Origin of the sequence: Enterobacter cloacae complex sp. IR5403 (genome assembly GCF_049238705.1) — a bacterium.
In the GTDB taxonomy this organism is placed as follows: Bacteria; Pseudomonadota; Gammaproteobacteria; order Enterobacterales; family Enterobacteriaceae; genus Enterobacter; species Enterobacter hormaechei_C.
Genome location: NZ_JBMKHP010000008.1, coordinates 119687 through 134970 on the forward strand (window position 1 = coordinate 119687; position 15284 = coordinate 134970).

The 15284-nt window shown below is 56.3% G+C and carries 13 protein-coding genes; all 13 read right to left on the reverse strand.

Going from position 1 to position 15284, the window contains the following annotated elements:
• Positions 1-921 carry a D-alanine--D-alanine ligase gene (locus ACOTW6_RS13510; protein ID WP_062932358.1) on the reverse strand — a complete coding sequence of 307 codons (921 nt, stop codon included), beginning with the start codon at positions 919-921 and terminating at the stop codon, positions 1-3.
• Positions 914-2389: a UDP-N-acetylmuramate--L-alanine ligase gene (murC, locus tag ACOTW6_RS13515; RefSeq protein ID WP_003856345.1), complete on the reverse strand. Its 1476-nt coding sequence runs from the start codon at positions 2387-2389 to the stop codon at positions 914-916. Before murC ends, ACOTW6_RS13510 begins: the two co-directional genes overlap by 8 nt.
• A gap of 59 nt (positions 2390-2448) precedes the next feature.
• Positions 2449-3513 carry an undecaprenyldiphospho-muramoylpentapeptide beta-N-acetylglucosaminyltransferase gene (murG, locus tag ACOTW6_RS13520; protein ID WP_062932359.1) on the reverse strand — a complete coding sequence of 355 codons (1065 nt, stop codon included), beginning with the start codon at positions 3511-3513 and terminating at the stop codon, positions 2449-2451.
• On the reverse strand, positions 3510-4754 hold the full coding sequence (gene ftsW / locus ACOTW6_RS13525) for a cell division protein FtsW (protein WP_006810115.1): 1245 nt from the start codon (positions 4752-4754) through the stop codon (positions 3510-3512). Before ftsW ends, murG begins: the two co-directional genes overlap by 4 nt.
• Entirely contained in the window at positions 4754-6070 is a 1317-nt protein-coding gene (gene murD, locus ACOTW6_RS13530) for a UDP-N-acetylmuramoyl-L-alanine--D-glutamate ligase (RefSeq protein ID WP_121479297.1), read from the reverse strand. The genes ftsW and murD overlap by 1 nt, the downstream gene beginning before the upstream one ends.
• Before the next feature lie 2 nt (positions 6071-6072).
• Entirely contained in the window at positions 6073-7155 is a 1083-nt protein-coding gene (gene mraY, locus ACOTW6_RS13535; protein ID WP_003856353.1) for a phospho-N-acetylmuramoyl-pentapeptide-transferase, read from the reverse strand.
• Positions 7149-8507: a UDP-N-acetylmuramoyl-tripeptide--D-alanyl-D-alanine ligase gene (gene murF / locus ACOTW6_RS13540; RefSeq protein ID WP_121479298.1), complete on the reverse strand. Its 1359-nt coding sequence runs from the start codon at positions 8505-8507 to the stop codon at positions 7149-7151. Before murF ends, mraY begins: the two co-directional genes overlap by 7 nt.
• Positions 8504-9991, reverse strand: coding sequence for a UDP-N-acetylmuramoyl-L-alanyl-D-glutamate--2,6-diaminopimelate ligase (gene murE, locus ACOTW6_RS13545; protein ID WP_121479299.1), 1488 nt, complete (start codon positions 9989-9991; stop codon positions 8504-8506). Before murE ends, murF begins: the two co-directional genes overlap by 4 nt.
• The gene (ftsI, locus tag ACOTW6_RS13550) at positions 9978-11744 is read right to left on the reverse strand and encodes a peptidoglycan glycosyltransferase FtsI (protein WP_003856361.1); all 1767 of its coding nucleotides are present in this window, start codon (positions 11742-11744) and stop codon (positions 9978-9980) included. The genes murE and ftsI overlap by 14 nt, the downstream gene beginning before the upstream one ends.
• A gap of 15 nt (positions 11745-11759) precedes the next feature.
• Positions 11760-12125, reverse strand: a complete 366-nt coding sequence (gene ftsL / locus ACOTW6_RS13555) for a cell division protein FtsL (protein WP_003856363.1) — start codon at positions 12123-12125, stop codon at positions 11760-11762.
• Positions 12122-13063 (reverse strand): 16S rRNA (cytosine(1402)-N(4))-methyltransferase RsmH, encoded by a 942-nt coding sequence (gene rsmH, locus ACOTW6_RS13560; protein WP_003856366.1) that lies wholly within the window; start codon positions 13061-13063, stop codon positions 12122-12124. The genes ftsL and rsmH overlap by 4 nt, the downstream gene beginning before the upstream one ends.
• A gap of 2 nt (positions 13064-13065) precedes the next feature.
• A complete protein-coding gene (mraZ, locus tag ACOTW6_RS13565; RefSeq protein WP_006810119.1) occupies positions 13066-13524 on the reverse strand; it encodes a division/cell wall cluster transcriptional repressor MraZ in 459 nt (152 codons plus the stop codon).
• A 591-nt stretch (positions 13525-14115) separates the two neighbouring features.
• Positions 14116-15120 carry a catabolite repressor/activator gene (gene cra / locus ACOTW6_RS13570; RefSeq protein ID WP_003856369.1) on the reverse strand — a complete coding sequence of 335 codons (1005 nt, stop codon included), beginning with the start codon at positions 15118-15120 and terminating at the stop codon, positions 14116-14118.
• Between the last annotated feature and the right edge of the window lie 164 nt (positions 15121-15284).

Below are 15284 nucleotides of genomic sequence, written 5' to 3' on the forward strand. Positions count from 1 at the left end.
TCAGCCCGCCTGGTCCAGAATACGTACGACTAATTGCGAGAAGCTCATTCCCGCCTGACGCGCCGCCATCGGCACAAGACTATGGCTGGTCATACCCGGAGACGTGTTTGCTTCCAGCAGATAAAATTGCCCGTCACCGTCAAGCATCACGTCAATGCGTCCCCAGCCACGACATCCCAGAACATTCCAGGCTTTAAGCACCAGAGACTGTAATTCGGCTTCACGCTCTGCTTCAAGACCCGCTGGGCAGAAATATTGCGTCTCATCAGAGAGATACTTCGCCTCATAATCATAGAAGACTCCGGCGGGTTGGATGCGAATTGACGGTAAAATTTCTTCGCCAAGCATCGCGACGGTAAATTCCGGCCCGCTAAGCCATTTTTCAATCAGAACTTCTTCATCATGTTGAAATGCCAGTGCTAAAGCGTCAGCCAAATCTACAGCATTATCGACTTTGGACATTCCCACGCTCGACCCTTCACGGCTCGGCTTAACAATAACCGGTAAGCCCAGTGCCGCAATGCGTGTATTAACGCTGTCCGACAGGCCCAATTCATATTCACGACGCGTCAGTGCAACCCATGGCGCAACGGGCAGACCCGCCCCCTGCCACAGCAGTTTGCTGCGCAGTTTATCCATGGAGATGGCGGATGCCATCACGCCGCTGCCGGTGTATGGCATGCCGATCAGCTCCAGCAGCCCCTGCAACGTGCCGTCTTCACCGCCGCGACCGTGCAACGCGATAAAGGCTTTATCGAAGCCCATCGCTTTCAGCTGCGTGACGTCCACCTCTTTCGGATCAACCGGATGCGCGTCCACGCCGCCTTCACGCAGGCCTGCCAGCACGGCAGCGCCCGAATTCAGAGAAACCTCGCGTTCGGCGGAAGTGCCGCCAAACAGGACAGCAATCTTATCAGCCATGACGCTCGTCCTCCTGAGTTTGCGGCTTCAGTTTGATTTCAGCTAAGGTACGGGCGATTTTGCCGATATTTCCCGCGCCCTGAATCAGGATCAGATCGTTACCCGTCAGGACCGGGGCAAGCATCTCAGCTACCTGCGCCGGGTCGGGAACCAGAATAGGATCCACTTTACCGCGTCCACGGATGGTACGACATAAAGAACGACTGTCCGCACCCGGAATCGGCGTTTCACCCGCAGCATACACATCCAGCATCAGCAGGGTATCGACCTGCGAAAGGACGTTGGCAAAATCGTCATACAGATCGCGGGTACGCGTGTAACGGTGCGGCTGGAAAATCATGACCAGATTCTTTTCCGGCCAACCCGCGCGTGCCGCTTTAATGGTTGCGTCCACTTCCGTCGGATGGTGACCGTAGTCGTCCACCAGCATCGCTGACCCTGGCTTACCGTTTACCGGCTCCAGTGGGAATTCACCGAGGAAGTCGAAGCGACGACCCGTCCCCTGGAAGCTCTCCAGTGCGCGCAGGATCGCCTCATCGTCAATGCCTTCTTCTGTCGCTACAGCCACCGCCGCCGCCGCATTCAGGGCGTTGTGACGTCCCGGCGCGTTCAGGGTGACATGCAGCAGGTCTTTATCCTGACGCGCCAGGGTGAAATGCCCCTGCGCACCAATCTGCTTGTAATCTTCTACGCGTACATCCGCGTCTTCGCTGAAGCCGTAGGTCGTAATTTGACGCCCGACGCGCGGCAGCAGTTCGCGAATAACCGGATCGTCCACGCACATCACCGCACGGCCATAGAACGGCAGGTTGTGCAGGAAGTTAATAAAGGTCTGCTTTAAGTTCTCGAAGTCGCCCTGGTAAGTGTCCATATGGTCAGCTTCGATGTTGGTGACGATCGCCACCATCGGCTGTAGATGCAGGAACGACGCATCGCTCTCATCCGCTTCCGCAATCAGATAACGGCTGTGGCCCAGACGCGCATGCACGCCAGCGGCTTTCACCAGACCACCGTTAACGAACGTCGGGTCGAGACCCGCTTCCGCATAAATGCTGGAGACCATCGCTGTTGTGGTGGTTTTACCGTGCGTACCGGCCACCGCAATGCCGTGACGGAAACGCATCAGTTCCGCCAGCATTTCCGCGCGACGGATCACCGGAATGCGCGCCTCATGCGCCGCAACGATTTCCGGGTTATCTGCGGAGATAGCGCTGGACACCACAACCACGCTCGCATCGCTCACGTTTTCCGGGCGATGATTGAAATAGATAGTCGCCCCCAGCGACGCCAGCTGCTGCGTAACAGGGTTTGGCGCCAGGTCAGACCCGCTGATCTGATAGCCTTCGTTAGCTAACACTTCGGCAATACCGCCCATGCCAGCACCACCGATGCCGACAAAGTGAATGTGCCGGACGCGACGCATCTCGGGCACGATAGAACGCAGTTTTGCCAGTTGTTGTGTATTCATTCTCTAAACGCCATCGACTACTTCAAAAAAATCGTGCAGCGCAACACGCGCTGCGAGAATTATGCCTGGGCTGCCAGGCTCACTTCTTTTGCCACCCGTTCCGTTGCATCCGGGATAGCGGTCGCGCGTGCGCGTTGCGCCATCTCCAGTAATACATCCCGGTTCCAGCCCGCCAGGGTAGTGGCGACCGCATCAGCGGTAAATTGTGGCTGCTCAAAAATCTTCGCGGCCCCCGCTTTCTCAAGCGGCAGCGCATTCCAGTACTGCTGTCGGTCTTTGTGCTGGAACGGCACAAACAGCGCCGGCAAACCGGCGGCGGCGATTTCGCTCACCGTCAGCGCGCCCGAGCGACAGACCACGACATCGGCCCAGGCATAGGCTGCGGCCATATCATCAATAAATTCAGTCACTTTATGCTGCGGCTGACCTTCCTGCGCGTAGGCCTGCTCAACGGTCTGCTGAGCGCCCTTCCCGCTCTGGTGCCAGATGGTCACCGAATCACCCAGTTTTGCCGCAACCTGCGGCATCGTCTGGTTTAAAATACGTGCGCCCTGGGAACCGCCGACGACCAGCACGCGCACCGGCCCTTCGCGACCCGCCAGACGCGTACCTGGCAGCGGCAGCGCCAGCACGTCCACACGTACCGGATTCCCTACGACATCCGCTTTCGGGAATGCCCCGGGGAAGGCCTGCATAACTTTGGTGGCGATTTTTGCCAGCCATTTGTTGGTCAACCCGGCAATACCGTTCTGCTCATGCAGAACAACGGGGATGCCCAGTGACCACGCCGCCAGTCCGCCAGGACCGGAAACGTAACCGCCCATGCCCAGAACGACGTCAGGCTTAAAACGCTTCATAATGGCGCGCGCCTGACGCCAGGCATTGAAAATGCGCACCGGCGCCAGCAGCAGCGCCTTGATCCCTTTGCCACGAAGGCCAGAAATACGAATAAAGTCGATCTCGATACCGTGTTTAGGTACCAGGTCGGCTTCCATGCGGTCTGCGGTTCCCAGCCAGCGTACCTGCCAGCCCTGTTCCATTAAATGGTGCGCAACCGCCAGTCCCGGGAACACGTGTCCGCCGGTCCCGCCTGCCATCACCATTAACCGCTTCGGTTGATTCATCGTGAACCTCGTGTAAACGCCTGAGCTTTCTCCAGACGCGTTTCATAATCTATGCGTAACAAAAACATGATGGCCGTCGACATGATCAACAGACTCGAACCACCATAACTGATCAACGGCAACGTCAGACCTTTGGTCGGCAGCATACCCGCTGCCGCCCCAACGTTTACCAGCGCCTGGAAGCTAAACCAGATACCAATTGAGCAGGCCAGGAAACCGGAGAAGCGGTGATCGATCTCCAGCGCTTTCCGGCCAATCGACATGGCGCGGAAAGCGACGAAGAATACCATTAATAGCGCCAATACCACACCGATATAACCCAGTTCTTCCCCAATAATGGAGAAGATGAAGTCGGTGTGCGCCTCCGGTAAATACTCCAGTTTTTGCACCGAGTTGCCCAGGCCTTGACCCCAGACTTCGCCGCGGCCAAACGCCATCAGCGACTGCGTCAGCTGGTAACCGCTGCCGAACGGATCTTCCCATGGGTTCCAGAACGAGGTCACACGGCGGATACGGTAGGGTTCGGCGAGGATCAGCAGCACCACCGCCGAAATCCCCATCCCGATGATGGCAATGAACTGCCACAGTTTTGCGCCCGCCAGGAACAGCATCGCCAGCGTAGTGACAAACAGTACGACTACCGTACCGAGGTCGGGCTGCGCCAGCAGCAGGATCGCGAGGACCAGAATCACGCCCATCGGTTTTAAGAAGCCGCGAAGGTTGTTACGAACTTCGTCAACTTTACGCACCAGGTAGTTAGCCAGGTAGCAGAACAACGACAGTTTGGTGAACTCCGCCGGCTGAATACGCAGTGGGCCAAAGGCAATCCAGCGTGATGCCCCGTTAACGGAGCTCCCGACGACCAGCACGATCAACAGCATGATGATTGAGGCGATGAGCATGGCCGTACTGTGCCGCTGCCAGAACGACATCGGCAGGCGTAAGGTGATCATTGCCAGGCAGAACGCGAGAATGATGTACAGCCCGTCACGCTTGGCAAACAGGAACGGGTCGTTTGCCAGACGCTGTCCGACAGGCATTGACGCCGAGGTGACCATAATAAAGCCGATCGCCGCCAGCCCCAGCGTGAGCCAGAACAGCGTGCGGTCGTACATGATCAGGCTGTCGGAATCTTTATCCCGTGAAGCCATCACCCAGCCTTTCAGCGCCGTAAACAGCCATACCAGGATACCAAATCCTGGCAGGCGCGGCATTTTCAGGCGAGGGAGAGATAAACGCATCAGCCTAACTCCTTCGCCAGGCGGGTAAAGACATCACCCCGCTGTTCGAAACTCTTGAATTGATCGAGGCTGGCACAGGCTGGTGAGAGCAATACCATATCGCCGGGCTTCACGCGTGGGGCGATGAGGCGCATCGCCTGCTCCATGGTCTCGGTTTGCTCGGCGACCTCAGGACGCAACGCCGCCAGCTCGCTACCATCGCGGCCAAAGCAATACAGGCGCACGTTATCACCGTTGAGGTACTGCTTCAGCGAGGAGAAGTCAGCCGATTTACCGTCGCCGCCCAGCAGCAGGTGCAGCGTGCCATCAACGTGCAGACCGTTCAGTGCCGCCTCGGTGCTCCCCACGTTGGTCGCTTTGGAATCGTTAATCCAGCGTACGCCGTTGTGCTCCAGCGCCAGCTGGAAGCGATGCGCCAGGCCGGTAAAGGTGGTGAGCGCCTTCAGGCTTGAAGATCGCGGCAGGCCAACGGCATCCGCCAGCGCCAGCGCCGCCAGGGCATTGGTGTAGTTATGCTGGCCGGAGAGCATCATCTCTTTCACGTTCAGCACCTTCTCACCTTTCACGCGTAGCCAGGTTTCGCCCTGCTGACGGTTAAGGTGATAGTCACCCATATTAATACCGAAGCTAATGCAGCGATCGTCTGCGCCGCGCACCGGCATGGTGAGTGCATCATCGGCATTCACCACGCAAACTTTGGCATTTTCATAAACGCGCAGTTTGGCCGCACGGTACTGCTGCAAGCCGAACGGGTATCTGTCCATATGATCTTCGGTGACGTTTAGGATCGTCGCCGCCGCCGCTTGCAGGCTTGAAGTGGTTTCCAGCTGGAAGCTGGAAAGCTCAAGGACGAACAGCTCACACCCTTTATCAAGCAGCATCAAAGCGGGCAGACCAATGTTACCGCCCACGCCGACATTTTTGCCCGCCGCCTTCGCCATTTCCCCCACCAGCGTGGTGACGGTGCTTTTACCGTTTGAACCGGTAATGGCGACGATCGGGGCCTGCGCCTCCCGGCAGAACAGTTCGATATCGCCGACAATCTCAACGCCTGCATCCGCGGCGGCGCTCAGGGAAGGATGCGCCAGTGCCATACCGGGGCTGGCAACAATCAGATCGGCGGCCAGCAGCCACTCATCATTCAGACCACCCAGGTGGCGTTCAACCTGCTCCGGCAGCTTGTCCAGACCCGGTGGAGAGACGCGCGTATCCATCACGCGCGGCGTCACGCCACGCGCAAGGAAAAAGTCCACGCAGGAGAGGCCGGTGAGGCCCAACCCGATGATAACGACTTTTTTGCCCTGGTAATCTGCCATGATTAACGTACCTTCAGCGTTGCCAGGCCAATCAGCACCAGCATCAGCGAAATAATCCAGAAGCGCACAATGACGCGCGGCTCCGGCCAGCCTTTCAGTTCATAGTGGTGGTGAATCGGTGCCATACGGAAGATGCGCTGACCACGCAGCTTGAAGGAACCGACCTGCAAAATCACCGACAGCGTCTCAACCACAAACACACCGCCCATGATCACCAGCAGGAACTCCTGACGCAGCAGCACGGCGATAATGCCCAGCGCGCCGCCCAGCGCCAGTGAACCGACGTCGCCCATAAAGACCTGCGCCGGATAGGTGTTGAACCACAGGAAGCCCAGCCCCGCCCCGACAATCGCCGTACAGACGATCACCAGTTCACCCGCGTGTCGCAGGTACGGGATGTGCAGGTAGTTTGCAAAGTTCATGTTACCGGTTGCCCACGCCACCAGCGCGAAACCGCCCGCGACAAACACGGTTGGCATAATCGCCAGACCATCCAGACCATCGGTCAGGTTGACGGCGTTGCCGGTGCCGACGATCACAAAGTAAGCCAGCAAAATGTAGAACAGCCCCAGTTGCGGCATCACGTCTTTGAAGAAGGGCACCACCAGCTCGGTGGCCGGGGTGTCTTTTCCTGCCAGGTAAAGGGCGAAGGCCACGCCCAGCGCAATCACCGACATCCAGAAATACTTCCAGCGGGCGATCAAACCTTTAGTGTCTTTGCGCACGACTTTGCGATAGTCATCAACAAAACCGATGATCCCGTAGCCCACCAGAACGGTCAGCACGCACCAGACGTAGGGGTTAGACGGATAGGCCCACAGCAGAACGGACACCACAATCGCGGTCAGGATCATGATCCCGCCCATGGTCGGCGTACCGCGCTTGCTGAAGTGCGATTCCGGACCATCGTTGCGTACAACCTGGCCGAAAGAGAGTTTTTGCAGACGGGCAATCATGCGCGGGCCCATCCACAGCGAGATGAACAGCGCAGTCAGCAGGCTGACGATGGCGCGAAACGTCAGATAGGAAAAGACGTTAAAGCCTGAGTAATATTTGACCAAATGTTCGGCCAGCCAAACTAACATGTCCCGTTCTCCTGTAATGCGTGCACAACCTCTTCCATGGCGGCACTACGTGAACCTTTAACTAAAACAGTCACAATCTGTTTTTCTGTAATCAATGCCTTCAGGCGTTCGATCAGAGCAGATTTATCGGCAAAATGTTCGCCAACTTCACTGGCATCGGAAATGGCCTTGCTCAGCGTGCCTGCGCTCAATACGCGGTCAAGCCCGGCGGCTTTCGCCGCTTCACCCACCTGAACATGGCAGGCTTCGCTTTCATCACCCAGCTCAGCCATATCGCCCACAACCATCACGCGATAGCCCGGCATCTCAGACAAGACCTGCACCGCCGCCGTCATGGAGCCGACGTTAGCGTTGTAGGAGTCATCCAGCAGAAGTTTGTTTTCAGCCAGCTGGATCGGGAAAAGACGCCCCGGCACGGCTTTTAAATTTGCCAGACCTGCTTTGATCGCCGCGTGTGAGGCACCTACCGCCATTGAGAGCGCTGCCGCAGCAAGCGCATTGGCGATGTTATGACGACCGGGCAGGGGCAGCAGCACCTCGATGTCGCCCGTTGGGGTCGTGAGGGTGAACTCGGTGCCGTATGACGTCACATGAATGTTGGTCGCCGAAAAATCACTGTTTGCCGCATTCGGTGAGAAGCGCCAGGTTTTGCGTGAACCAATGATGCTCTGCCAGTTCAGCCAGTCGTTGTTATCGGCGTTCATAATGGCGATGCCGTCATCCGGCAGGCCGGTATAAATTTCACCTTTCGCTTTCGCCACACCGGCCAGCGAACCAAAACCTTCAAGATGTGCCGCCGCCAGGTTATTCACCAGCGCCGCTTCCGGACGCGTCAGGCTCACGGTCCAGGCGATTTCGCCCTGATGGTTAGCCCCTAACTCAATCACCGCATATTCATGCTCGTGGGTCAGGCGCAGCAGCGTCATCGGTACACCGATGTCATTATTAAGGTTGCCCGCCGTATAAAGCGTGTTACCGCACTGGCTAAGGATCGCCGCCGTCATCTCTTTAACGGAGGTTTTGCCCGACGAGCCCGTCAGCGCCACGACGCGTGTTGGCACCTGCTGGCGAACCCATGCCGCCAGCTCGCCAAACGCCAGGCGCGTATCTTTCACCACAATCTGCGGCAAATCGATATCGAGCTTACGACTGACCAGCAGCGCACACGCGCCGTTATCTTTAGCCTGTTGCGCAAAATCGTGGGCGTCAAAACGTTCGCCCTTCAGCGCCACAAACAGGCAGCCCGCCGTCACCTTACGGGTGTCGGTGGTTACAGCCTCGATGGTCAGATCCTGACCATGCAGCATCCCCTGCAATACCGCAGCGGCCTGGCTTAACGTAATGCTAATCATGCCACCACTCCCAGCAAACGCGCTGCCGTCACGCGGTCGGAGTAATCCAGACGACGATTGCCGACGATCTGATAATCTTCATGACCTTTACCGGCCAGCAGAACCACATCGTTCTCCTGAGCCTGCATAATGGCGTTAGTCACGGCCTCCGCACGGCCTTCAACCACGCGCGCACGACCCGCATCCAGCATGCCTGCCAGAATGTCATTGATAATGGCCCGCGGCTCTTCGGTACGCGGGTTGTCATCGGTTACCACGGGAATATCCGCGAACTGCTCAGCGATGGCGCCCATCAGCGGACGTTTGCCCTTGTCGCGATCGCCACCGCAGCCAAACACGCACCAGAGCTTGCCTGCGCAGTGCAGACGCGCCGCTTCCAGCGCTTTTTCCAGCGCATCCGGCGTGTGGGCATAATCCACAACCACCGTCGGCTTGCCCGGCGCGCTGAACACTTCCATGCGGCCACAGACCGGTTGCAAACGCTCAGACGTTTTCAGCAGATCCGCCATCGGGTAGCCCAGCGCCAGCAGCGTCGCCAGCGCCAGCAGCAGGTTACTGACGTTAAAGGCCCCCATCAGGCGGCTTTCAATTTCACCTTCGCCCCAGGTGGAAGCAAAGCGGATCGTCGCCCCACTATCGTGGTAGTTCACCTCGACCGCCTTCAGCCAGCGGCCGCGGCAGTTCGGGTTGATATGATCTTCCATCGACACCGCCACCGCATCTGGCAGTTTTTCCAGCCAGCGACGACCGACTTCATCGTCGGCGTTAATGATCGCCTGCCCATGGTGGTGAGTGGAATAAAGCAGCCATTTCGCCGCTTCGTAGTGCTCCATATCACCATGATAATCAAGGTGATCGCGGCTCAGGTTAGTAAAGACAGAGGCAGCAAATTTCAGGGCCGCCACGCGATGTTGTACCAGACCATGGGAAGAGACTTCCATCGCAGCGAAGGTCGCACCCTGCTCAGCGAGGCCTGCCAGCACACGCTGCACGTCAACCGCAGAGCCTGTGGTGTTTTCCGTCGGGCTTACTTTGCCCAGAAGACCGTTCCCCACCGTGCCCATGACGGCACCGGTTTCGCCCAGCAACTGCGCCCACTGCGCCATCAGCTGAGTGGTGGTGGTTTTTCCGTTGGTTCCTGTCACGCCAACCAGCTTTAACTGGTCGGAAGGTTCGTTGTAAAAACGTCCTGCCAGCGCGGAGAGACGCTCATTTAGCTGGCTGAGATAGATGACCGGCACGCCGTGCATTTCACGGATCTCACCGTCTGTTGCCTCATCTTTAGCCTCAGCAATAATGGCAGCAACACCTTGCGCAATCGCCTGCGGGATATAACGACGCCCGTCCGCCTGATGACCTACCACTGCCACAAAAAGATCGCCAGCAGCCGCTACGCGGCTGTCCAGTACCATCTCTCGCAGTGCTCGCGCAGGTAGCATAGGCACCCACGGAGCAAGAAGGTCGCGCAAATTACGATCTGCCACCTGTTCCCTCGCCTTGATTAATTACAAATTCACTTTTTTCGCCCGTCGCCAGCGCATCCGGTTCAATGTTCATGGTGCGCAACACGCCGCCCATAATAGCCCCGAACACAGGCGCGGAGACGGCGCCGCCGTAGTATTTACCCGCCTGCGGATCGTTGATGACGACCACCAGCGCAAAACGCGGATTGCTTGCAGGCGCTACGCCTGCGGTATAGGCAATGTATTTGTTGATATAGCGGCCGTCCGGCCCCACTTTTTTCGCTGTACCGGTTTTAATGGCGATACGATAGCCCTTAATTGCGGCCTTCACGCCGCCACCGCCAGGTAACGCGACGCTTTCCATCATATGCACGACGGTACGAACGATAGATTCCGGGAAAACACGTTCCCCCGGAACCGGTGGATCAACTTTGGTGATCGACAGCGGACGATAAATGCCATAGCTGCCAATCGTTGCGTAGACTCGCGCTAACTGTAAGGGAGTTACCATTAGCCCGTAGCCGAAAGAGAAGGTGGCCCTCTCTATGTCAGACCACCGTTGTTTTTGAGGATATAAGCCACTGCGTTCTCCGACCAACCCCAAATTGGTCGCCTTTCCCAGCCCAAAACGTGAGTAAGTATCTACTAACGCTGAGGACGGCATCGCTAACGCCAGTTTTGACACACCGACGTTACTCGACTTCTGTAAGACCCCGGTCAGGGTCAGTTCGCTGTAACGTGCCACGTCTTTGATTTCGTGACCGTTAATTCGATAAGGGATCGTATTCAGAACGGTATTTTCGTTGACGATGCCTCGCTGTAGAGCCGTCATCACCACCATAGGTTTTACGGTCGAACCGGGTTCAAACACATCGGTGATGGAGCGGTTACGCATTGCATCTTTTGCTGTACCGGCAAAATTATTCGGGTTGTATGAGGGGCTACTGGCCATCGCCAGCACTTCACCTGTTGCCACATCCACCAGCACGGCACTGCCCGATTCCGCCTTGTTAAACGCGACGGCGTTGTTCAGTTCACGATAGACCAGCGCCTGCAAGCGTTCATCAATACTCAGGGCCAGATTGTGCGCGGCCTGGCTGTCTGTCGAGGAAATGTCTTCAATAACGCGACCATAGCGGTCTTTACGCACGATTCGCTCGCCAGGCTGGCCGGTAAGCCACTTGTCGAAGCTTTTTTCAACGCCCTCAATCCCCTGGCTATCCACGTTGGTAAAACCAATCAGGTGCGCGGTGACTTCGCCCGAAGGATAGTAACGGCGGGATTCTTCCCGCAGATGAATGCCCGGCAGCTTCAGTTTCTTTATGTAGTCAGCCATGTCAGGATTCACCTGACGGGCAAGGTAGATGAAGCGCCCTTTCGGGTTGGCGTTAACGCGTGACGCCAGCTGATCCAGCGGCATTTTCAACGCGTCTGACAGCGCCTTCCAGCGGTTATCAAGCGTGATCCCGCCTGCGTCGTGCAGTTCTTTCGGATCGGCCCAGATCGCCTTCACCGGCACGCTCACCGCCAGCGGACGGCCGGAGCGATCGGTGATCATCCCACGAGAGGTGGAAACTTCCTGCACGCGCAGAGAACGCATATCCCCCTGACGCACCAGCATGTCAGGCGCGATGATTTGCAGCCACGCCACGCGTCCCAGCAGGAAACCCAGCGCCAGTAAAATGCAGCCGCAAAGCAACGCAAAACGCCAACTGACAAAGTTGGCCTGTTCTTCCTGGCGTTTTGGTTTTAGCGTTTTTGCCGCTGCTTTCATGCGTCGCGTTTTCCCTTATTTTTGTACTACGATATTTTCCTGCGAAGGATCAACATGCTGTAATTGCAGTTTTTCCGTTGCGATCCGTTCAACCCGGCTGTGATCGCCGAGCGCGTTTTCTTCAAGGATCAGATTTCGCCATTCAATATCCAGCGCATCGCGTTCCAGTACCATCTGTTCGCGCTGCGCAGTTAATAAACGGGTATGGTGAGCGGTGGTGACCACCATGACTGCCGTCACAATGATGCAAATGAACAAGCAGAGTGGCAGCTTCCCAAACCGCAAAAGATCGTCGCCGATCACGCCAGGCAAGGCATGGCGCTCGTTGCTTCCTAACGATCCCTTAACTTTGCTTAGGGTCTCTGTCACTCTGCTGATCATGCGTTCGTCCTCTCTGCAATACGCAGCACTGAACTACGGGCACGTGGATTCTCTGCCACCTCTTCTTCGCCCGGCATCAACTTGCCTAATGCTCGCAACTGACGGCCTCCCAGCTTTCTGAGTTGTTCTTCCGTCATCGGCAACCCAGCTGGAACCTGCGGACCGCGGCTCTGTTCACGCATAAAGCGTTTTACGATGCGATCTTCCAGCGAATGGAAGCTGATGATGGATAACCGCCCACCCGGGGCCAGCACGTCGAGCGAGCTTTTTAGCGCCAGCTCTATTTCCTCCAGTTCACTGTTTACCCAAATACGAACCGCCTGGAAGGTACGGGTCGCAGGATGTTTGTGCTTGTCCTTCACCGGCGTTGCCGCCGCGATGACTTCTGCCAGCTCTTTGGTACGGGTCATTGGCTCAACGCGGTTGCGCTCCACGATGGCGCGCGCAATACGTTTGCCAAAGCGTTCTTCGCCGAAGGTTTTGATTACCCAGGCGATATCCGCTTCGTCAGCAGTTTGTAACCATTCAGCGGCAGACTGGCCGCGAGTGGGGTCCATACGCATATCCAGCGGTCCATCTCGCATAAAGGAGAAGCCGCGTTCTGCATCATCAAGCTGTGGTGAAGAGACGCCAAGATCAAGGAGAATCCCGTCGATCTTGCCGGTCAGGCCGCGCTCAGCGACATAATCCGCAAGCGCAGAGAAAGGTCCATGCACGATGGAAAAGCGAGGATCATCGATGGTTTGCGCAACGGCAATCGCCTGCGGATCGCGGTCAATTGCCAGCAGGCGTCCTTCCGCTCCAAGCTGGGAGAGGATCAAACGCGAGTGACCACCGCGACCAAAAGTGCCATCAATATAGATGCCGTCTGGACGAATATTCAGGCCGTTAACGGCCTCATCCAGCAGCACCGTTGTATGTTTATAATTTTCCATCATATTTATAGAGACAAGTCCCGCAGCCGTTCCGATAATGTTGCGGAATCAGACTGCTCAGCGTCGATATCTTCCTTGACCTGTTGATACCAGGTCGTTTCGTCCCACAGTTCAAACTTGTTGAACTGCCCGACCAGCATCACTTCTTTAGTCAGACCGGCATGTTGTCGCAACACAGGCGCAATCAATAATCGCCCGGCGCTATCCATCTGACATTCACTGGCATGTCCCAATAACAACCGCTGCACGCGGCGTTCTTGCGGATTCATGCTCGACAGTCGCGACAGCTTTTGCTCAATGATTTCCCATTCAGGCAAAGGGTAAAGCAGCAGGCAGGGGGAGTTGATGTCAATGGTGCAAACCAGTTGACCCGAAGCGTTCTCAATCAGCTGGTCGCGGTATCGGGTTGGTACCGATAAACGCCCTTTGCTGTCGAGATTGACTAACGTTGCTCCACGGAACATGCCAGCCTCACCCCTCCTCACCACTTTAACCCACAAATTCCCACCTGAAGGAGTTTACGGAGCGAGGGAAAAGCTTGTCAAGCCAGGACTCTCTCTATACCGACGCGAAAGCACCGTATTTACAGAGCAAGAGTGACCTGGCTAATAACTACACAACTGGCGAGGCAAAATTAACGTTATGAATATTTGTAAGAAAAAAACCGAATATGCACACGAGCGTTAAGACTCACTCAATATTATCGCAGGGAAATATAAAGTGTCAGTTTGCGACGCGGGCAGCATTTTAAGGCATATCGCCGGGGGATAACAGCACCAGATTAAGCGCAAGGCAATATGGATTCGTTCGTGTGCATTGAGGTCTGAAGGGGGGAGTAAAAAATGGCTGAATATTCATCGGCAGGCGGCTGTTTGTAACAAAACAATACAAAGAAATGCCCGTTAAAAATTATAATTGCGCTTTTTAACGCCAAAACGGATTCAGAAAAATAGCCAGCTACGAATCTTAGAGATAAATCCTAATTTTTATCCGGGAATTATTTCCCGCAATAAATGCGCCGCAAAAGGGGCAGTTTTACCGCCCCTGTGGAAATATTAATGGCGGCTCAAAATCCCGCGCCGATAGAGATTACGTTTGATACGCGTAAGCCCGGGTTTCGGTTTGCGGGGTTCATCCAGGCTTGCCAGAACAATCTCAAGCACGCGCTCGGCGACGTCGCGGTGACGCTGAGCCACGGCCAGCACCGGACATTGCAGGAAGTCGAGCAGTTCGTTATCGCCGAAGGTCGCAATCGCCAGATCGGATGGCAGTTTGCCATCGCGACGTAACGTCACATCCATCACCCCCTGCAACAGGGCAAACGAGGTGGTAAACAACGCCTGCGGCATCGGGTGCGTTTCCAGCCATTTCTCGAACAGCTGAGCAGCCGCTTCGCGCTCATAGCTGTTGGCATACAGATAATGAACGTCACGCGGATCGTCTTTCCACGCCGTACGGAACCCCTGTTCACGCAGGAAGCTTACGGACAGTTCAGGCAAAGCGCCAAGATAGAGCACCGTTTCCGCCGGGAAGGTACGCAACTCGGCAGCCAGCATTTCTGCATCGTCCTGATCGGCACCGACGACACTGGTGAAATGTTCACGATCCAGCGCACGATCCAGCGCCACAATCGGGAACGGATCGTTCGCCCAGCGCTGATAGAAAGGATGCTCGGGTGGTAAAGAGGTCGACACGATGATGGCGTCAACCTGACGTTGCAGCAGATGCTCAATGCAGCGCATCTCGTTGTCGGGCTGATCCTCGGAGCAGGCAATCAACAGCTGATAGCCCCGCTGACGCGCCTGACGTTCCAGATAGTTGGCGATGCGGGTATAGCTGGTGTTTTCCAGATCCGGGATCACCAGGCCAATCGAGCGGGTGCGCCCGGCACGTAAACCAGCGGCGACAGCATTCGGATGGTAATTATGCTCACGAACGACTGCCATCACTTTCTCAACGGTCTTATCGCTGACACGATACTGCTTTGCTTTACCGTTAATCACATAGCTGGCCGTGGTTCTCGACACGCCGGCGAGCCGGGCGATTTCATCCAGTTTCACAATTGCCCCTCAAAAAAAGAAAAAAGTCCATGGCCCTGTCAAGGTTTTGGTTAAATATTTTAACATCTAAACGCAGAATAGCTTTCACGGCAACCGCTTTTGTCCGCGTTGTCGGTGGATTACGCAAAAAAAAGCCCGGCTTTGGCTACCGGGCTGAAAGAGGC